The sequence below is a fragment of the Umezawaea sp. genome, assembly GCF_036375055.1.
Lineage (GTDB): Bacteria > Actinomycetota > Actinomycetes > Mycobacteriales > Pseudonocardiaceae > Umezawaea.
Genome location: NZ_DASUSQ010000006.1, coordinates 76481 through 96502 on the forward strand (window position 1 = coordinate 76481; position 20022 = coordinate 96502).

Consider the following 20022-nt stretch of genomic DNA (forward strand, 5'->3'; position numbering starts at 1 on the left):
GGGAACGCCGTGAAGAGCAAGCCACCTGGTCGCCACCTCCCCCGGTTGGGCGCGGACCACCTGCTGGTCGAGCGGGACGCCGAACTCGCGGTGCTGTGCGGATCGGTGGCGGACGCGCTGTCCGGCAGGCCTTCCGCGGTCGTCGTGCGCGGCCGGACCGGTCTAGGCCGCAGCGCGCTGATCCGGTGGGCGGGCGCGTACGCGCGGCACAACGGCTGCCGGGTCGCGATGGGCCACTGCTCGTGGTCGGAGGCCGACCACCCCTTCGGCCTGGTCGCCCAGCTCGACCCCGGCGCCTCGACGCCCGGACCCGCCGACGCGGAGTCGATCCCGGCGCTGTGCGGGAGCTTCCTCGACCGGAACGCCGACCGGCCGCTGCTGCTCCTGGTCGACGACGTGCAGTGGATCGACGAGCAGTCCGAGGCCTGGTTGCAGGTGCTGGTCCGCAGGATGGCGGGCGCGCCGCTGGCCGTGGTGCTCACCACGGGCGAGCCCCTGAACCCCTCCTGGCACCGGGTCACCCGCTCGGCGGGCACCGTGCCGCTGCGCCCGCTCGACCTCGCCCCGCTGTCCGCGGAGGGCGTGCGGACCCTCATCGAGGCGCGGCAGGGCGAGGCCGTGCCGGACTGCTTCGTCGCCGGGGCGGTGCTGGCCACCGGGGGCAACCCGTCGGTGCTGCACGCGGCGCTCGACGACGTCGTCCGCGCGGGCCTGTCGCCCCTGACCGACCACGTCGACGAACTCTGCTCGCGCGCCGAGGACGTCCGGGGCGACCAGATCGCGCACCTGCTCGACGGGCTGCCCGGTGAGGTGGTCGAGCTGCTGCGCGCCATCGCCGTCGGCGGCCAGGACATCGACTTCGACCTGGTCTGCGCGCTGGCCGGACTGCGCGGCACACCTCCCTCGCAGGCGGTCGGCAGGCTGATGGGCGCGGGGCTGGTGGTCGACGAGCGGGCGCCGCGGCTGGCCGACGCGGTCGGCGTGGAGCGGGTGCTCGCGGGCATGACGGTGCGGCAGCGGGAGGAGCTGTACGCCAGGGCCGCGGAACTGGGCTACCGGGCCGGGATCGCCGACGAGGGCCTGGCCAGGATGCTGCTCGGCGCGCGTCGGATCGGCGCCGACTGGGCGGTGTGGGCGCTGTGGTGCGAGGCCGGTCGGAGCGCGGCGCGCGGTGACCACCGGGCCGCGGCCGAACTGCTGGCGCGGGCGCTGCGCGAGCCGATGGGCGACCTGCGCCGGGCCCGCCTGGAGATCGAGCTGGCCGTGGCGGAGACGGCCGACCTGCCGGACTCCAGCGACCGCAGGCTCAGCGGCGTCCTGGTCGGCACCCGCGGTCCGAGGGCCGAGGGGCTCCGGCTCCAGGCCGCGGACCTGCTGCTGGCCAGGGGGGACGTGGACGCGCTCCAGCGCGCGGTGATCGAGGTGTGCGACCGGCCGGGCATCGCCGAGTCCGAGCGCGCCGCGCTGAACTCCCTGTACTGGCTGGCCGAGGACGCCCCGCACGACGCGCCCGAGATGAGGCAGCCCGCGGTCTCCGAACTGCCGGAGCGCCCGCCGGACCCGGACCGCGCGGGAGTGGCGGCGTGGGAGGTGCTGGTCGAGGGGAAGGACCGGGCGGGCGCGAGGGCGCTGGCGTCGGCGGCGCTGGCCGACGACCGGCCGGACCGGCTGATCCTGCCCCGGATCCAGGCCTGCCGGACGCTGGTGCTGACCGACGACGTGGAGGCGGCCGAGGCCGGGCTGGACCAGGTGGTCACCGCCGCGCGGAACCGCCGCGCCCACGCGGTGATGGCGCGGGCTCTGGTGGTGCGGGCCGAGCTGCGCCTGCGCCAGGGGCTGCTGGACCAGGCCGTGGGCGACCTGGAGGACTCGCTCGCGCTCGTGCCGCTGCGCAGCTGGCACCCCATGCGGCAGCCGCACATCGTGTCGGTGCAGGCCACGGCGTTCCTGGAGGGCGGGCAGCTCGACCGCGCCGGGAAGGTGGTCGACGTGGCCTGGCCGGGCGGGGTCGAGCGGGGGTCGGCGTGGATCACGCTGCTGTTCGTCAAGGGCATGGTGCACCTGCGCTCCGGCGAGCCCAGGGTCGCGCTGGAGGTCCTGCACGAGTGCGGGCGCAGGCTCCTGGCCCGGCAGTGGACGAACCCGGCGGTGGCGGCGTGGCGCTCCCAGGCGGCCATCGCGCACCGGGAGTGCGGGGAGGTCGACGAGGCGATCAGGCTGGCGGACGAGGAGGTCCGGCTCGCCGAGCGCTGGGGCGCCCCGAGCGTCCTCGGCGCCTCGCTGCTGTGGGCGGGGATGGCCGGGGACGACGTGGACGCCGTCCGGCTCACCACGCGGGCCGTGCAGGTGCTGCGGAGGTCACCGTGGCGCATGAGGTACGCCCACGCCCTCGCGGAGCTGGCCGACCTCAAGCTCAAGACCGGGAGGACGGCGGACGCCGTGCCGCTGCTGCGCGAGGTGACCGACCTGGTGACGGTCCACGGCGAGCGACCGCTCGGCCGTCGGGTGCGCGAGCTGGGCGGGAGGATCACCTCCGTGCTCTCCCCGTCGGAGCGGCGGGTCGCCGGACTGGTCACCCGAGGACTGTCCAATTCGGACATCGCGCGGGGGCTGTCCGTGACCAGGAGGACGGTCGAGGCGCACCTGACCAACATCTACCGCAAGGTCGGCGTCGCCGGGAGGGCCGAACTGGGGCCGGTGCTGGAACTCGTGGGGGAGGAACGTGGACTCGATGCTGTTGGAGCGTGAAGCCGAGTTCGGTCAGGTGAACGACGGCCTGCTGCGGGCCATGTCGGGCGCCGGGTCGCTGCTCGTGGTCGGTGGCCCGCTCGGCAACGGCAAGTCGGCGCTGCTGTCGGCCCTGCCCGAGATCGCCGCAGGGCTCGGGGTCAGGGCGCTCTCGGCGAGCGCGTCGGTGCTGGAGAGGAACTTCGACCTCGGGCTGGTGCGGCAGCTTCTCGGCGCGGTGGCACCCGTCGACGACCCGGCGGGCCTGGAGCGGTGGGTCCGGGTCAGCACCGCGGAGCGGCCGCTGATGCTGCTGGTCGACGACCTCCAGTGGGCCGACGAGGCGTCCCTGAAGTGGCTCGGCCGCTGCGCCAGACGCCTGTACGGCCTGCGGCTGCTGCTCGTCGTCACGATCCGGGAGGGCGACCTCGGCGCGGAGGTCCCGCTCGTCCGGGACCTGGTCGCGGCGGCGTCCAGCGTGCTGCGGCCCCCTCCGCTGTCGGTGCCCGCGACGTGGCGGCTCGTGCGCGAGCACTTCGACGCGGACCCGGACGAGGAGTTCGTCGTGGCCTGCCACGAGAGCACCGGCGGCAACCCGGCGATCCTGCGGACGGTGCTGCGGAACCTGGCCAACCGCGGGGTCCGGCCGCTGGCGGACGCCGTGGACAGGGTCCGCTCGGCACGGCCGAGGTCGCTGTGCGGTTGGATGGCCTCCTCCCTGCGCGCGCAGCCGGAGTCGGTGCGCGCCCTCGCCAAGGCCATCGCGGTGCTGGGCGACGGCGCGGACGAGGAACTGGCCACGCGGCTCGCGGGGCTGGACCCCGTCGGGGCCGTCGAGGCGCTCCGCTCCCTGCGCCGGATGGGACTGCTCGCCGCCGACTGGCACCCCGGCTCGATGCTCCGGGTCGTGCGTGAGGCCGTGCAGCGGACGATGACCGTGGAGGAGCGCGAGAAGATCCACGCGAGCGCGGCGGAACTGCTGCGGGTGCGCGGTTTCCCGGCCGAGCAGGTCGCGGCGCAGCTGCTGCTGGTGACCGCGCCGCAGGGGCCGCACGCGATCGAGGTCCTGCGCTCCGCCGCGGACACGGCCCTGCGCAGACGCGCACCCGAGACGGCGGCCCGCTACCTCAGACGCGCGCTGCTGGACAGCTCCGTGGACGGCGAGGACCGGGGGCGGCTGCTGGTGGAGCTGGCGACGGCGACGCGGGGCATCGACACCGCGGCCTCCGTCCGGCACATCTCCCAGGCCGTCCCGCTGCTGACGTCGATCCGCGAGCGCGCGGCGGCCGTGGTCCGCCTGGCGCCGTCCGTGCTCGCCGCGGCCACCCGGCCGGTGCGGGACCTGATCCGGGACCTCGCCGACGAACTGGGGAGCCCGGACGGGCTGGTGGGCATCGACCGCGACCTCGCGCACCGGATGGAGGCGAGGGTGCGGCACGCCGACATCGGCGAGCAGACCGGCCTCGACGCGGCGGTCGAGCGCCTGCGGGGGCTCGGTCCCACGCCGGGCGTGGCGACCGGGGCCGAACGGGAACTGCTCACCGTCCTGCTGCACGCGACCACGATCGCGGTGCGGGCCGGGGCGTCGGACGTGGCCGCCGCGGCGGGCGCGATCCTGGCGCGCGAACCCGCGTCCCTCGCCCACGTCTACACCGCCATGCCGCAGCTGGTCACCACCCTGGCGGCGGCCGACTCGCTCACCGGCCTGTCGTCGTGGCTGGACGTGGCCGAGGAGCACGCGCGGGAGCAGGGGGCGACCACCGAGCGGAACTTCATCGGCGTGGAGCGGTCGTTCGTGCTGATGCACTCCGGTCGGATCGCGGAGGCCAGGTCGCGGGCGCTGGCGGCGCTGGAGCCGGACGCGTTCGACTGGAACATGGCGGGCCCGCTGTCCCTGTGCGTGCTGGGGGCGGTGGCCCTGGAGGCCCGTGACGAGGAGCTGGGCCTGCGGCTGCTGGCCCGCTACGACGAGCAGAACATCGTCGACAACGGCCTGGCGGCGGTGATGAGGATGCTGCGCGGGGCGGTGGTGGCGGCGGGCGGCGACACGGCGACGGCGCTGGAGCTGTTCCTCGACTGCGGCAGGCAGCTGGACCTCGCGGGCTGGCACAACCCCACGCTGTTCCCGTGGCGGCTCTGGGCGGTGGTGCTGCACGAGCGCGCGGGCGACGTCGACGCGGCGGTCGACCTGGCCGAGGAGGCGTGCGCGCGGGCGGACGCCTGGGGCGCCCCGGCCGCGAGGGGCCGCGCGCTGCGGGTGTTCGGGCGGCTGGTCGGCGGCGGTCGCGGCGTCGAGGCGCTCCGCCGGGCGGTGGACGTGCTGGAGGACTCGGGCAACGCGCTGGAGCTGGCCAAGGCGTCGCTGTCGTTGGGAGGGCTGCTCGGCGCGACCGACCGGCGGGGCGCCGAGGAGCACCTGGCGCGCGGCCACCGCCTCGCGGCGGCGTGCGGGGCGTCCGGGCTGGTCGGCCCGACCCCGGCCGGGCAGGCGGGCGCACCGGGACCGCACCCCACCGCGGCGGCCTCGGGGTTGACCAAGACCGAGTTGAGGGTCGCGAGGCTCGCGGCCGAGGGGCGGACGAACCTGGAGATCGCCACCCGGTACGGCGTGAGCCTGAGGTCCGTGGAGAAGCACCTCACCAACGCCTACCGGAAGCTCGCCATCCGGGGGCGGGGTGACCTCGCCGAGGTCATCGGCATCGCCGGGTGAGCGCGGTTCGACTCCTGGCTGAAACGGCTTCCGGACGACGGCCGGGCCGAGCAGGGTCGGGGAATCCTGGTTCCGGCGAAGGGGGTTCCCCATGAGGACGGGTAGGACGTGGCGCGCGGTGGCCACCGCCGGTCTGGTGTCCGGCCTGGTGCTCCTGCCGGGTGGACAGGCCCAGTCCGCGACGTGCTCGGTCACCGCGTGGCAGGTGCCGACCGGGGCCACCACCTCGGCCGTCCACGGCTACGACGGCGTGCGCGTCGCGGTGGGCAGCACCAGTCGGATGGTCCGGGTGGCGGGCACCTGGCGCCACACCGACACCCGCGCGGCGGTGTGGGACGACGGTCGGCTCGTGCTGAGGCTCACCAGCGAGACGGCGGTGATGGACGACGTCAACGCCGCCGGGGAGGTGGTCGGCAGCGAGGTGGTCGGCTCGCGGCGGGTCGCCGTCACCTTCGACCGGCTCGGGACGGCCACGCCGCTGCCCGGCAGGTCCACGTGGGACGGCTACTGGGCGAGCCTGGTCACCAGCGGCGGGGACGTCGTCGGGCAGGCGGTCACCGGAGACCAGCGCGTCGTCGTGCTGTGGCCCGCCGCCGCGCCGGGGACCTACCGCGAACTGCCCGTCCCCGGCGTGACCGACGCCCGTCCGGTCGCGGTGGACGACCAGCTCCGGATCGTCGCGTCGACCAGTTCGACGACCGGGGGCGGGTACGTCCGGAACACCGACGGGACGTGGGTCCCGCTGGCCCACCCGGCGAACGGCCACGCCGACCCGTGGGCGATCCGCGACGGCCGGGTCGTGGGACGGACCCTGCTGGACCCCAACGGTTTCACGGTGAGCGAGTGGAACGGCGCGGGGGCGCTGGTCCGCACCTACCCCACCGAGGCCGTGATCCCGAGGGCGATCGGCGGTCGCGGTGTCGTCGGAGGTGACGCGCTGGTGGACGGCGGTCAGCGGACGGTGCTGTGGCGCGACGGCGTCGTGGTGGACCGGCTCCCGTCGGTGGCCGCGGCGTTCCAGCTTGCGGCGATCAGCGATGTCGAGCGCACGCTGGTGGGTCGGGAGGGGAGCTACCCGAACCACCTGCCCGTGCACTACCGGTGTTCCTGAGCGGACGGGGTGCGCCGGGCCGGTCCCCGGCACATCCGCTCCGACCGCGCTACCCGGCGAGCGCGGCGATCACGGCGTCGGCCAGCGGCCCGCTGGACGCGGGGTTCTGGCCGGTGAACAGGGTTCCGTCCGACACGGTGTGCGCCTGGTAGGCGGGTCCGCCGGAGTGCAGCGCCCCGCGTTCGCGCAGCCTGCTCGCCAGCAGCCACGGTGCGCCGTCCGCGGTGCCGAACAGCCGCTCCTCCTCGTCGGTGAAGGCCGCCATCCGCCGTCCGGCGAACAGCCACCGGCCCTCGGGGTCGACGGCGGACAGCAGGCCCGCCGGGCCGTGGCAGACGGCGCCGATCAGCGTGCCCGACGCGTCCGCCGCGGTGAGCAGCCTGCCGAGGTCCGGGTCCTGGTGGAGGTCGACCACGGGGCCGTGGCCGCCGGGCAGGACCACCGCGACGTAGTCGGCGACGTCGACCTCGTCGAGCTTGAGCAGAGGGCCGAACTCGCGCAGTGCCCGTTCTGCGTGCGCGACGTGGTGGGCGCAGTCCGGTCCGGCGACGGCGGGGTCGGCGCTGTGCGCGTCGAGCGGCTGGAGCACGCCGCCGGGGGAGGCGAAGTCGACGGTGAACCCGGCCTCGACGAACTTCTCGTGCGGTGCCGCCACCTCCTCGGCCCAGTAGCCGGTCGGGTACCGCGAGCCGTCGGTGCGCTCCCAGGTGTCGGCGGCGGACATGATGATGAGGATCTTGCTCACGAGCGGGTCCCTTCGTGCGGTCGGGTGGGGAGGTCGGTGGCGTCCGCGGTCGGGGCCGCGGTTCCGGCCAGTTCAAGCCTGGACCGGAGGACCGGGCCGTGGACGCGCATCTCGGGCCCTGCGCGACCTCGGACGCAGCCGACCAGGACTCGGAGGGCCACTCACGACCGGGCGGGATCGGGGACAATCGGGTGCGTGGCCGGAACCAACCGCGAACTCGCCGACTTCCTGCGCCGGGCCCGTGGCCAGGTCGACCCGTCACGGGCGGGCCTGCCGCCCGACGGGCGGGTGCGGCGCGTGCCCGGCCTGCGGCGCGAGGAGGTCGCGCTGCTGGCCGGGGTGTCCGCGGACTACTACGCCCGTCTCGAACAGGGCAGGCGCATCACGCCCTCCGCGGCGGTGGTCGAGGCGATCGGCCGCGCGCTCGGGCTCGACGCGGCGGGGCGCACGCACCTGGAGGACCTCATCGGGCTCCCGGCGGCGTCGGCCCCCCGGCGGGCGTCGAGCGTCCAGCGGGTGCGTCCTGGGCTCTACCAGCTGCTGGACTCCCTCGACGGCGAGCCCGCGCTCGTCCTGGGGCGCCGCACCGACGTGCTGGCCGCCAACCGGATGGCCGGTGCGCTGTTCGCCGACTTCGACCGGCTCCCGCTCCGGGAGCGCAACTACGCGCACTGGATGTTCCTCGACGAGCGGGCCCGGTCGCTGTTCGTGGACTGGCCGGACCAGGCCCGCGCCGCCGTCGAGAGCCTGCGGTTCGAGATCGGCCGGGACCCCTACGACCGCGCCACGGTCGCCCTCGTCGCCGAGCTGCGCGACCGCAGCCGGGAGTTCGACCAGTGGTGGGAGCAGCACCGGGTGCACCAGCGCACGCACGGTTCCAAGCGCCTGCGCCACCCCCTCGTAGGGGAGCTGACCGTGGAGTACGAGTCCCTGAGCCCGCCGGGTGATCCGGACACGACCCTGTTCGTCTACACCACCGAACCGGGATCACCCTCGCGGCGGGCGCTGGAACTCCTCGCGAGCTGGACCGGCCCCGGCGTCCCGGTGGGGCCCGCGGGCGATCAGCGGTCCACCGAGGACTGACCGCTCGCCGTGGTCTCGGCGAACGTGTCGTCGAGGAGGCGGACCGCCTCCGGCGAGGCGACCAGCATGATCTTGCGCAGGGCGTTCCGCAGCTGGGCCAGCTCCTCGTCGGTGAGCGGGTCGACGACCATGCGCCGCACCTCCCGCACGTGGGACGGGGCGGCTTCGGTGATCTTCCGGACGCCCTCCTCGGTGAGGACGGCCTCGACCGAGCGGGAGCCCTCCGGGCAGGTGCGCCGCTCGACCCAGCCCCCCTTCTCCAGGCGGCTCACGGCGTGGGACAGGCGGGACTGGGAGCCGTTGGCCATCTGCGCCAGCGTGGCCATCTTCATCGCCCGCCGCGGTGCGCCGGACAGGCCGGCCAGGATCGAGTACTCGAAGAAGTTCAGCCCGGAGTCGCGGCGCAGCTGGGCGTCGATCACCGAGGGGAGCTGCGTGATCGCGCCCGTCAGCTGCATCCAGGCGTAGAGCTGCGTCGGTGTCAGCCAGTGGGGGTCCTCACTCACAGCGCGCAGCCTAGCGGATTGAACATTCAACTCGAACGTGGCAGCATCAGCGCCGCGAGTTGAACGTTCAATCAGTCAGGAGCATCCCCGTGACCCTCTTGCGCATCGACGCGAGCATCCTCGGCCCGATCTCGGCCAGCGCGGAACTGGCCGACCTGGTGGTGGCCGAGTGGGCCGCCGAACGACCGGACGAGCAGGTCGTGACCCGTCACCTGGGCACCCACCCGCTGCCCCCGGACGCGTGGGCCGTGGCCGTGGACGCCGCGCACAACACCCCCGTCGACCAGCGCGACGCCACGCAGAGGGCGGCCGACGCCCTGGCACGGGAGTTGCACGGCGAACTGGTCTCCGCCGACGCCGTCGTGCTCGCGTTCCCCCTCTACAACTGGGGCGTGTCCTCCCACGTGAAGAGCTGGATCGACCTGGTGATCGCCGGGGCGGTGGTCGCCGGGGGCACGGCGGCCGACCGCGTCCTGGAGGGCAAGCCGGTCGTGCTGCTCAGCACCAGGGGCGGCAGCTACGCCGCGGGCACCCCGAAGGAGGGCTGGGACCACAGCACCCCGTACCTGCGCCGGATCCTCGCCGACGCCTGGGGAGCCGACCTCACGGTGGTCGAACGGGAGTTCACCCTCGTCGGCCTCAAGCCGGAGCTGGACCGGTTCGCCGACCTCGGCGCCCGGCTGAAGGCCACCGCCCACGAGGCCGCCCGTGCCGCGGGCAAAGCCCTCGCCGCGGGCAAAGCCCTCGCCGCGGGCTGACGTGCCGCGGGCTGAGCCCTCGTCGCGGGCTGACGTGCGGCGGGCCTGGATCGCCCGGCTGGGCCCGCGCGGCGAGGTGGACCTCGACCGGGCGGCGTGCCCGCGCGCGATCGTCGCGCGGGTCGGCGCGGGCCCCGCCCGGTGGGCGGTCGAGGTGAGCGCCGCGGTCGTGCGCCGGATCGTGGACGAGGTGCCCGCCCTCGGCGACGGCCCGGACGCGGTCGAGGTGCTCCGCCGGGGCAACGAGGCGACGACCCTGCGGGCGCTGCTCACCCTGGCGGAGGGCCGGGCGTCGGCCCCGCCCGCCGACGAGGCGACCCTGGGCGGCATCCGCGAGCTGGTCCACCGGGCCGTGCCGCTCGACCAGGTGCTGCGGGGCGTCCGCGCCGGGCACGCGGCGACCGCCGAGGCGTTCCTGCGGGCCTGCGCCGAACTGGCCGACCCGGAGGTCGCGGTCGACGAGGTCACGGCGGTCTCCCGCGAGCTGTTCTCCTACGTCGACGACCTCTCCGACACGATGGTCCGCACCTACTTCGCGGAGCACGAGGTGTGGACCACCAGCCTCGCCGCCGCGCGGGCGGACGTCGTGCGCTCACTGGTGGGCGGGGAGTCCACCGTGGACGCCGAGGAGGCCTCGCGCGTCCTCGGCCACGACCTGCGGCGGACCCACGAGGCGGCCGTGGTGTGGTCCGACGCGTCCAACGGCGGGCTGAGGGCCGCGGCGGTCGAGGCGCTGCGGGCCAGGGGCGCCACCACGACGCTGGTCGTGCCCGTGGCGGCGGGGCGGTTGTGGGCGTGGGGCGGCGGCGCGGGCCGGACCGGTTCGTGGGAGTCCGTCGTGGACGTGCTGGCCCGGCACGAGGTCCACGCGTCCTTCGGCACGCCCGCCGACGGCGTCGCGGGCTTCCGCCGCTCCCACCGCGAGGCCGAGCGGGGCCGGGAGGTCGAGCTGCTGCGCCGCCGGGCCGGGCGGGAGCCGCGGCGGGCCACGGCCTACGCCGACGTCGCCGCGGTCGCGCTCGCCACCGCGGACCTCGTCGCGGCCGGTGAGTTCGTGCGCCGCGAACTCGGTGGGCTGGCCGCCCGCACGGCGCCGGTGGAGGCGCTGCGGACCACGCTCTACCACTACCTCGACGCGGAACGCGGCCTCGGCGACGTCGCCCGCCGCCTGCACGTGGCCAGGGGGACCGTCACCTACCGCGTGAAGCGGGCCCAGGAGGTGCTGGGGCGCGACCTGACCGACCGCCGCTCCAGCCTCCACACCGCGCTCGCGCTCGCCGAGGAGCTCGGGGACGCCGTCCTGCTGCCCCGCGACGGGGATTGAGCCGGAAGCCCAACGGGGCGGCGGAACCCCGTGCCGGCGGACCGAGCGCCTGCCGGGGGAGCGGGCGTCTACTCGGTGGTGTCGAACCCGATCGCACCTGGAGACAACCATGATCGACCGAGAGACCTTCGTCGAGCTGATGAGCGGGGTGTGCGCCCCGGTCACCGTGGTGACGGCGACCACCGCCGACGGACGGCCGCACGGCAGCACCGTGTCGAGCTTCGCCTCCCTCTCGCTCGACCCGCCGCTGGTGAGCTTCGCCCTCGACCGCGCATCGGGCCTGCTGGTCCACCTCCGGCCGGGCGACCGGGTGGGGGTGAACATCCTCGGTGCCCACCAGCAGGAGCTGGCCTCGACGTTCGCCCGCGGGCGCCGGGGGCCGGGGCTGAAGTTCGACGGTGTCGCCTGGACGCTCCGCTCCGGAGTGCCCCACCTGCCGGAGTCCGCGGGCTGGACGGCCGGACGGGTGGAGCGCCACGTGGACGGCGGCGACCACGTCCTGCTCGTCGTGCGCGTCGAGGAGGCCGAGTCGACCCCCGTCGCCCCGCTGGTCTACGCGCGCCGCGTCTTCGGCACGCACTCCCTCCTCGCCGCCGCCAGCTGAACCCCCACCCCCGGAGAGACGACGATGAGCATCACCATGGACGCCCCCAGCACCACCGACGCCGCGCGCACGCTGCGGGTCGACCTCGTCGAGCGCGCCGCCGCGCTCCGCCCGCTGCTGGCGGACAACGCCGCGGCGACCGACCGCGACCGCGGTGTGCCCGAGGAGAACGTCAGGGCCCTCGCCGCCGCGGGTCTGCTGTCGCTGACGCGGCCCGCGCGCTACGGCGGTCGGCAAACCGACTTCCGCACGCTGCTGGAGGTCACCCGCGAGCTGGGGCGGGCCTGCGGCTCCACCGCCTGGGTGACCTCGCTGCTCAACGCCAGCGCGTGGTTCGTCGGCCTCTTCCCCGCGCTGGCGCAGGACGACGTCTGGGGCACGACCCCCGACGCCCGCGTCGCCGGTGTCGTGACCCCCGCGGGCACCGCGCACGCGGTCGAGGGCGGGTACCGGGTCAGCGGGCGCTGGGCTCCCGCGTCGGGGTGCGCGCACGCCGACTGGGCGGTGCTCGGGGTCGTCCGGCCGGACGCCGAGGGCACGGCGGACGCCGTCGGCATCGTGCTCGCGCCGATGTCGGAGCTGACCGTCGAGGACACCTGGTTCGTGACCGGTCTGCGCGGCACCGCGTCGAACACCCTCGTCGGCGAGGACGTCTTCGTGCCCGCGCACCGCTTCCACTCCGTCCCCGACGCCGTCGAGGGCCGCTACGCCACCCCCTTCACCGACGAGGCGCTCTACCGGGCGCCGTTCGTCCCGGTCGCGGCGGTCGTGCTGACCGGGCCCCACCTCGGGCTGGCCGCGGCAGCCGTCGACGTCCTGGCGGACCGGGCACCGCGGCGCGGGCTGACCATGACCGACTACGCCACCCAGGCGCAGGCGCCCACCGTCCAGATCGCCGCGGGCAACGCGGCGTCCCTCGCCGACTCCGCCCAGCTGCACGCCTACCGCGCGGCGGCCGACCTCGACGAGGCCGCGCGGTCCGGGGTGTTCCCCGACTACGACGCCCGTGCCCGGATGCGGATGGACGCCGGGATGGCCGTCGTCCACGCCCGCGAGGCCGTCCGCCTCGTCTGCTCGGCCCAGGGCGCGTCGACCTTCGGCGAGTCGAACCCGTTGCAGCGCGTCTGGCGCGACGTCGAGACCGGCAGCCGCCACGCCGTCCTCAACCCCGAGGTGGCGGCCGAGGTCTACGGCAAGTCGCTGTTCGGCATCAGGGGCACGGTGACCGCGCTGGTGTAGGCCGTGCCGGGCGATCGGTCATGATTCACGGCGTGGCGGAGCGCGTGGTGTCCCAGGACGAGGTGCTGGCTCGGCTGTCCTCGCTGCGGTCGCACCGCGCCGGTGGGACGAGGTCGCCGCACAAGCCGCTGCTGGTGCTGCTCGCCCTGGGGCGGCTGTCGGCCACGGGGACGAGCGAGGTGCCCTGGGCGACCGCCGTCGAGAAGCTGGCCGACCTGATCCGGGACTACGGGCCGCCGTCCTCCACGCAGCCGGCGCAGAGCGCGGCGTACCCGTTCACCCGGCTGCGGTCGGACGGGATCTGGACGCTGGACCGGGACGTGCCGATGGACCGGGTGCGTCCGCTCGCGGCGGGCGCGGTCGTCGGCCGGTTGGAACCGCTGCTGGAGGAAGCCCTGCGGAACGCGGACCTCGCCGCCTCGGCGGCGAGGCTCCTTGTCGAGGCCGAGTTCCCGCCGACCGTCGCGCCGGACGTGCTGGCCGCGGTCGGTCTGGACCCCGACGTGGTCCTCGGCGCGGCGGGCCGGGAACCGCTCCGGCGCCACCGCAGCGGGTCCTGGCCCGCCGCCGTCCTGGAGGCGTGGGACCGGCAGTGCGCCTTCTGCGGTTTCGACGGGCAGCTCGGTGCGGCGGTGGTCGGTGTGGAGGCCGCCCACGTGCGGTGGTTCACCTTCGGCGGGCCCGACGAGCCGGACAACGGTCTGGCGCTGTGCTCCCTGCACCACAAGCTGTTCGACCGCGGCGTCCTCGGTCTCGCCGACGACCTGCGGATCGCGGTGTCGGCCAGGTACACCAGCCGAACCCCTGCCGGGAAGGTCGTCTACGACCTGCACGGTCGGCCGCTGCGACCGAGGCCCGGCACCACCCCGCCCGCGGCCGTGCACGTCGACTGGCACTCCGAGCAGGTGTTCAAGGGCCCGGCGCTGACCACCTGAGGCGAGCCGAGCGGAAACCCGGCTCCTTCCGGTGGGGGATGACATAGGGTCGCCGGGTGGAGCGCGCGGCGCGAGGTGGACCCGCACGCCGCGGCGTGCGGCTCCCGGTCCTGGCCCGTCGAAGATCGGGGAGCCGCCGTGGGTGAGGGTGATCCGTCCGCCGCGGCCAGGGCGGTGCGCAGGACGGCGGTCGTGGCCGTGGTGCTCGCGGCACTGGGCTTCCTGGCCGACGTGACGGGCCTGGTCGGCTTCCTCACCGGCAAGGACCTCCCCGACCTGTTCGACTCGCGGGGGACGTCCTCGGTGGCGCCGCCCCCGGCCACCGCGGGCACGTCCGGCGCGGGCACCCCCGACGCGGGCGCGCCGCAGCCGTCCGGCTCCGACCCCGGCCCGACCTCGACCGGGGGACCGGCGCCCGTGGACGGCACGACCGAGGGAAGGCCTCCCGCCCGGCAGCAGCCCGCCGCCGATCCCGGAGCCCCACCGGCGACCACCACGACCACCGACGCCGTCAAGAACTTCCAGCTCTCCCTGAGCCCCGGCGAGTTCGCCGCGGGGACCCCGAGGACCATCCTGATCGAGACCTCGGACGGCGGCGTCGACACGTTCGTCGACGTCGAGATCGCGGACCCGGCCGCGTCCGGCGGCGTCTGCCCCAGGCTGTCCAGCGGTCCCTGCAACCTGGTGTACAGCGGTGGCGCGCAGGCGGACGCCTCGGGCTACGCGCGGGTCGACTTCGAGTGGTTCGGCGACGCCCCCGGCCACGACGGCATCCACCACCCCGGCACCTACACGGTGACGGCCCAGGACCGGGGCACCGGCGCGAAGGTGAGCATCGACTTCACCGCCCGGTGACCGGAGCGGTGCCGTCCACCCGAAATGTGAACCCGCTCCGCGGCCGGACGCTCAGCGTTATGACAAAGGCTGTCCGGTCCATTGGGCCACTTGGCCCTTCACTTTCGTCGAAAACATGCATAAGTTGCCAATGGTAGAGGCGGAAGAAGAACAAAGTCCCACCGCGCGGAAGCGCGGCTGAACAACGTGGACAACTGTCCCGAGGACGGTTCCACGAGAGCGGAAATGCTTATACAGGCAATTGCGGTTCACCGTGCCCTCATGCAGTCGTCCCGGTTCGCGGACGTGGAGTTCCGTTCTGAACCGATTCCAGTCGACCCGGATGGAGAACGATGGACGAACGCTCCCGGCCCGGTTGGTTCACCACCCTGGTCTCCCGCCGAGCGGTGCTGGCCACCGGCACGGCGGCCCTGGCCACACCGGTGGCCCTGACGCTGGGCGCCGCGGCGCCCAGCGATTCCGCGAGCGCGCGGACGGGCACGGTCCGGAAGATCACCATGTACGCGGAAGCACTGCCCGGCAACCTGTACGGCTATGGTCTCGAACCGGGCAAGGCGACAATCCCCGGACCGATCCTGGAGATCTACGAGGGCGACACGCTCGAAATCACCCTCGTCAACAACACCGACCGGCGAATGTCGATCCACCCCCATGGAGTGGACTACAGCGTCGACTCCGACGGAAGCCCGCTCAACGCCTCATTCAACAATCCGGGAGAAACCCGGACCTACATTTGGCGCTCGCGCGAGATGTTCCTCGCGTCGGGGCGCCGGTGGATGCCGGGCAGTGCCGGCTACTGGCATTACCACGACCACGCCATGGGCACCGACCACGGCACCCTGGGCATCGCCAGGGGCCTGTACGGCGCGCTGGTGGTGCGCCGTCGCGGCGACATCCTGCCGGACGAGCAGTTCACCGTCGTGTTCAACGAGATGTCCATCAACAACCAGGTCGCGCCGAACACGCCGATCTTCGAGGCGAACCTCGGCCAGCGGGTGGAGTGGATCGCGATCGGCCACGGCAACCAGTTCCACACCTTCCACCTGCACGCGCACCGGTGGGCCGACAACCGCACCGGGATGCTCGAGGGCCCGACCGACCCCAGCCAGGTGATCGACAACAAGGACCTCAACCCCGGCGGCTCGTTCGGGTTCCAGGTCCTCGCGGGCGAGGGCGTCGGACCCGGCGCGTGGATGTACCACTGCCACGTGCAGACCCACTCGGAGACCGGGATGTCCGGGATCTTCCTCGTGCGCGCGGCCGACGGCAGCATGCCGCCCGGCGCGCAGGAGGCGATCGACCGCTTCCGCGGGCACGCCCACGGCACCGCGGCCACGGCGACTCCCGAGCCGGTGCCGACGCAGGTCCCGGCCGACGCGCAGGGGCAGCACCAACACCCGCCATCAGGATGACCTCGTGGCCCGGCCACGGCAAAGGAGTGAGGGATGGGGCCAACGACCTCTCCGCGCGGATCTCGCCGGAGAACGGGTAGGAACGCACTGCTGACGATCACCGCCGTGGTGGCCCTGATCGGTGGATCGCTGACCCCCGCGTCCGCCGGCCGTGCCGAGCCGTCACCGGTGCCCGACGCCGTGGCCGCCGCGACGTCGGTGTCCGTCCTGGTCTTCCACGGCGCCGCCGCAGACCAGCTCGACCCGGTCGGCCGGGCGGTCGAGACGATCAGGGAGATCGGCGCGGCGAACGGCATCGGGGTGGACCAGTCGTCCGACCCCGCCGCGTTCACCGCCGACAACCTCGCCCGGTACCGCGGTGTGGTGTTCCTGTCGGCGCAGGGCGCTGCCCTCGACGCCGACCAGGAAGCCGTGCTGCGGGACTACATGAAGGCGGGTGGCGGGTTCCTCGGCGTGGCCGACGCGGCCAAGGCGCAGGACCAGTCGAGCTGGTTCACCGGTCTGATCGGCACCCGCCCCGTCGGCCCCGACCCGATCGTGGAGTCGGTGACGGCGAGCGGCGAGAACGCGCCGAACGAGACCAAGGAGAAGCTGACCGACGGCAACCCGGCCACCAAGTGGCTCACCCGGACCCCGACGGGCTGGGTGGCCTACCGGCTGCGCGCCGCCGCCGAGGTGGCGAGCTACTCCCTCACGTCGGCCAACGACACCCAGGGCCGCGACCCGAAGGACTGGACGCTCCAGGGCTCCGCGGACGGCACGACCTGGACCGACCTGGACCGCCGGACCGGCCAGACGTTCCCGGAACGCTTGCAGGCCAAGACGTTCACCATCGCGGAGCCGCGGTCGTTCCAGCACTACCGGCTCAACATCACGGCCAACTCCGGTGAGCCGCTGGTGCAGCTCGCCGACCTGCGGCTGTTCGCGGGGGGCGGTCCGCCGCCGATCCCGGAGGTGCGCCAGTCCGTGGTGAACGTCCTGGACCGGCAGCACCCGGCCACCAAGGACCTGCCGCTCACCATCACGCGCTCCGACCGCTGGTACAACTGGGAACCGAACCCGATCGGGACGGTGCACACCGTCGCCCAGGTCGAGGAACGCCACTACGACCCCGGCCAGGGGGCCAACGGGCCGTTCCACCCGATCTCCTGGTGCCGCGACTACGAGGGCGGGCGGTCCTTCTACACCGGCATGGGCCACACCGAGGACAGCTACCGCGAGGACGCGTTCCGCGAGCACCTGACCGGAGCCCTCCAGTGGACGACCGGCGTGGTGCGCGGCGACTGCCAGGCCACCATCGCCTCGAACTACAAGGTCGAGCGGCTGACCGCGGCCAACCAGACCGGGCAGCTCGACCAGATCGGTGAGCCGCACGGCCTGACCGTCGCCCCGGACGGCACGATCTTCTACGTCGGCAAGGGCGCCTGCCCGACCGGTCCGGTCGTCGACTGGGCCGACCCGAAGGTGGGCCTCGGCTGCGGCACGATCCACCAGTTCAAGCCCGAGACCAGGACGGTGTCGCTGCTGGCGACCCTGCCCGTGATGGGCAACCGGGGCAGCGGTTCGGAACTGGTCAAGAACGAGGAGGGCCTGCTCGGCATCGTGCCCGACCCGAAGTTCGCCGAGAACGGCTGGCTCTACGTCTACTGGATGCCGCAGGACACCGTCGACCGCGAGAAGCGGACCGGCAAGCGGACCGTTTCCCGGCTCACCTACGACCGGACCGCGCAGACGATCGACCTCGCCACCCGCAAGGACCTGCTCCAGTGGGAGGTCCAGCAGCACAGCTGCTGCCACGCGGGCGGCGGCATGGCCTTCGACGCCAAGGGCAACCTGTACGTCGGGTCCGGCGACAGCAACTCCTCCCAGGGCTCCTCGGGCTACTCCGGCAACAACTGGACGGCCGACTGGCAGGGACTGTCCTTCCAGGACGCCCGTCGCACGGCGGGGAACACCAACGACCTGAACGGCAAGATCATCCGGATCCACCCGGAGCCGGACGGCACGTACACGATCCCGCAGGGCAACCTGTTCCCGCCGGGCACGGAGAAGACCCGCGCGGAGATCTACGTGATGGGCGTGCGCAACATCTCGCGCCTCCAGATCGACCCGACCACCCAGTGGCTGACCGCCGCCTGGGTCGGCCCGGACGCGTCCGCGCCGAGCGCGGACCTGGGGCCCGCCAAGTACGAGACCGCCACGATCATCACCGAGGCGGGCAACCACGGCTGGCCCTACTGCATGGGCAACAGGCAGCCCTACCGCGACCGGAGCACCACCGACGCCACGAAGCTGACCGGCTGGTACGACTGCGACGCCCCGAAGAACGAGTCGCCGCGCAACACCGGTCTGGTCGACCTGCCGCCGGTCAAGGACAACATGATCTGGTACTCGCCGGACGGTGGCGGCCCGGTGTTCCCGGAACGCCCCGACGGCAGCGGCATCCCGACGTACAAGGCGGCCGACGCGACCTACACGCAGCCGTACCTGCGCGGTGGCGGCCAGGCGGTCATGTCGGGTCCCACCTACCACCGGGAGCTGGTGGACACCGGCAGCGGTGTCGCCTGGCCGGAGTACTGGGACGACAAGTGGTTCATCGGTGACCAGGCCAACGCCGCCAACCGGATCGCCGTGACCGTCGACCCGGCGGGCGTCCCGACCGCGGCCCCGCCGGTGTTCGCCGAGTCGCTGCGCTCGATCATCCCCAGCGGCAACGGCAACGACAGGTTGCAGAGCTGGATGGACGCGAAGTTCGGCAAGGACGGCGCGCTCTACCTGCTCGACTACGGCGGGGGCTTCTTCACCCTGCACCCGAACCAGAAGCTGATCCGGATCACCTACCAGGGCGGGGCGAAGACACCCGCGCCCGCCGCGACGTCGGTCGAGGTGCAGAACAAGCCGCTCACCATCGGCTTCACCGGCTCCCGGTCCGGCGGTGCCTCCCACCGCTGGGACTTCGGCGACGGCACGTCGTCGACCGAGGCCGACCCGCGCCACACCTACGCACGGGTCGGGAACTACCAGGCCAAGCTCACCGTGACCTACGCGGACGGGGAGACCAGCGTGGTGCCGGTGGCCGTGAACGTCGGCTGCGCCGTTCCCGACGACCGCGACGTGGTGTGGTTGGGCGGTTCGGACTCCGGTGTCGCCAACAAGACCGTGGGCGGCGGGTGCACGATCAACGACCTGATCGACGACGAGAGCGCGTGGCCGGACCACGGCGCCTTCGTCCGCCACGTCACGGCGGTCGTCGACCGGTTGCAGGCCGACGGTGTGATCACGGGCCGGGAGAACGGCGCCGTGGTCCGCGCCGCGGCGGGCTCGGACGTCGGCAGGCCGGGCAACACCGGGTACGAGCCGATCTTCGACGGCACGGCGCAGTCGCTGCGGCCCTGGGTGCAGGCGCCGAGCGGGTCGTTCTCGATCCAGCCCGACGGCTCGCTGCGGTCCTCGGGCGGACTGGGGATGCTGTACTTCACGGGTAGGCAGTTCGGCGACTTCTCGGTGCGGTTGCAGTTCCGCGACGTGTCACCGGAGGGCACCCGCGCCAACAGCGGTGTGTTCACGAGGTTCCCCGATCCGCGCATCCCGCTCGACCAGCGTCCACCGGGTAGCTGCGGGACCACGGGGTCGGCCAGGACCTCGCCGGCCTGGGTCGCGATCTTCTGCGGCCACGAGATCCAGATCTACGACGGTGAGACCGGTGAGCCGCAGAAGACCGGGTCGGTCTACAACTTCGACCCGCGGGAGCTGCCGCAGGCGGGCGCGACCCCGAAGGCCGTCTGGAACGACTACGAGATCAAGGTCGTCGGCCAGCACTACACGATGATCCGCAACGGCGTGGTGATCAACGAGTTCGACAACACGCCGGGCAAGCAGTCCTCCCGCGCGGGCGACCCGCCGACGGATCTGCGGCAGTTCACCGAGGGCTTCCTCGGGCTCCAGAACCACGGCACCAACGATGTGATCGATTTCCGCAACATCCGAGTGCGGTCGCTGTAGTGGTCCACGGC

14 protein-coding genes are annotated in these 20022 nt (G+C 73.8%); 12 read left to right on the plus strand and 2 right to left on the minus strand.

Going from position 1 to position 20022, the window contains the following annotated elements:
- The first annotated feature begins 9 nt into the window (after positions 1–9).
- From VFZ92_RS01965 to VFZ92_RS01975, 3 genes are all read left to right on the plus strand, one after another.
- Positions 10–2748, plus strand: coding sequence for an AAA family ATPase (locus VFZ92_RS01965; protein WP_330873908.1), 2739 nt, complete (start codon positions 10–12; stop codon positions 2746–2748).
- Positions 2732–5437, plus strand: coding sequence for a LuxR C-terminal-related transcriptional regulator (locus tag VFZ92_RS01970; RefSeq protein WP_330873909.1), 2706 nt, complete (start codon positions 2732–2734; stop codon positions 5435–5437). The genes VFZ92_RS01965 and VFZ92_RS01970 overlap by 17 nt, the downstream gene beginning before the upstream one ends.
- A gap of 91 nt (positions 5438–5528) precedes the next feature.
- Entirely contained in the window at positions 5529–6548 is a 1020-nt protein-coding gene (locus tag VFZ92_RS01975; protein WP_330873910.1) for a hypothetical protein, read from the plus strand.
- A 49-nt stretch (positions 6549–6597) separates the two neighbouring features.
- On the opposite strand, the gene VFZ92_RS01980 is transcribed toward VFZ92_RS01975, so the two are convergent.
- Entirely contained in the window at positions 6598–7293 is a 696-nt protein-coding gene (locus VFZ92_RS01980) for a type 1 glutamine amidotransferase domain-containing protein (RefSeq protein ID WP_330873911.1), read from the minus strand.
- Positions 7294–7488: 195 nt separating this feature from the next.
- On the opposite strand from VFZ92_RS01980, the gene VFZ92_RS01985 reads away from it, so the two are divergent.
- Positions 7489–8376: a helix-turn-helix transcriptional regulator gene (locus VFZ92_RS01985; protein WP_330873912.1), complete on the plus strand. Its 888-nt coding sequence runs from the start codon at positions 7489–7491 to the stop codon at positions 8374–8376.
- Here VFZ92_RS01985 and VFZ92_RS01990 read toward each other — a convergent pair.
- Entirely contained in the window at positions 8355–8882 is a 528-nt protein-coding gene (locus tag VFZ92_RS01990) for a MarR family winged helix-turn-helix transcriptional regulator (RefSeq protein WP_330873913.1), read from the minus strand. The genes VFZ92_RS01985 and VFZ92_RS01990 overlap by 22 nt on opposite strands.
- Before the next feature lie 89 nt (positions 8883–8971).
- On the opposite strand from VFZ92_RS01990, the gene VFZ92_RS01995 reads away from it, so the two are divergent.
- The 8 genes from VFZ92_RS01995 to VFZ92_RS02030 all read left to right on the plus strand — a co-directional run bounded on the left by VFZ92_RS01995 (position 8972) and on the right by VFZ92_RS02030 (position 20011).
- Positions 8972–9640 (plus strand): FMN-dependent NADH-azoreductase, encoded by a 669-nt coding sequence (locus tag VFZ92_RS01995; protein WP_330873914.1) that lies wholly within the window; start codon positions 8972–8974, stop codon positions 9638–9640.
- Position 9641: 1 nt separating this feature from the next.
- Positions 9642–10964 carry a PucR family transcriptional regulator gene (locus tag VFZ92_RS02000; protein WP_330873915.1) on the plus strand — a complete coding sequence of 441 codons (1323 nt, stop codon included), beginning with the start codon at positions 9642–9644 and terminating at the stop codon, positions 10962–10964.
- Positions 10965–11073: 109 nt separating this feature from the next.
- Positions 11074–11568: a flavin reductase family protein gene (locus tag VFZ92_RS02005; RefSeq protein ID WP_330873916.1), complete on the plus strand. Its 495-nt coding sequence runs from the start codon at positions 11074–11076 to the stop codon at positions 11566–11568.
- Positions 11569–11592: 24 nt separating this feature from the next.
- Positions 11593–12807 carry an acyl-CoA dehydrogenase family protein gene (locus VFZ92_RS02010; protein WP_330873917.1) on the plus strand — a complete coding sequence of 405 codons (1215 nt, stop codon included), beginning with the start codon at positions 11593–11595 and terminating at the stop codon, positions 12805–12807.
- Positions 12808–12827: 20 nt separating this feature from the next.
- Positions 12828–13742, plus strand: coding sequence for a phosphorothioated DNA-binding restriction endonuclease (locus tag VFZ92_RS02015; RefSeq protein ID WP_414719785.1), 915 nt, complete (start codon positions 12828–12830; stop codon positions 13740–13742).
- A 138-nt stretch (positions 13743–13880) separates the two neighbouring features.
- Positions 13881–14597, plus strand: a complete 717-nt coding sequence (locus VFZ92_RS02020) for a hypothetical protein (RefSeq protein ID WP_330873919.1) — start codon at positions 13881–13883, stop codon at positions 14595–14597.
- 332 nt (positions 14598–14929) lie between these two features.
- Positions 14930–16009: a multicopper oxidase domain-containing protein gene (locus VFZ92_RS02025; RefSeq protein ID WP_330873920.1), complete on the plus strand. Its 1080-nt coding sequence runs from the start codon at positions 14930–14932 to the stop codon at positions 16007–16009.
- A 33-nt stretch (positions 16010–16042) separates the two neighbouring features.
- Positions 16043–20011, plus strand: coding sequence for a ThuA domain-containing protein (locus tag VFZ92_RS02030; protein ID WP_414719786.1), 3969 nt, complete (start codon positions 16043–16045; stop codon positions 20009–20011).
- Positions 20012–20022: the final 11 nt, after the last annotated feature.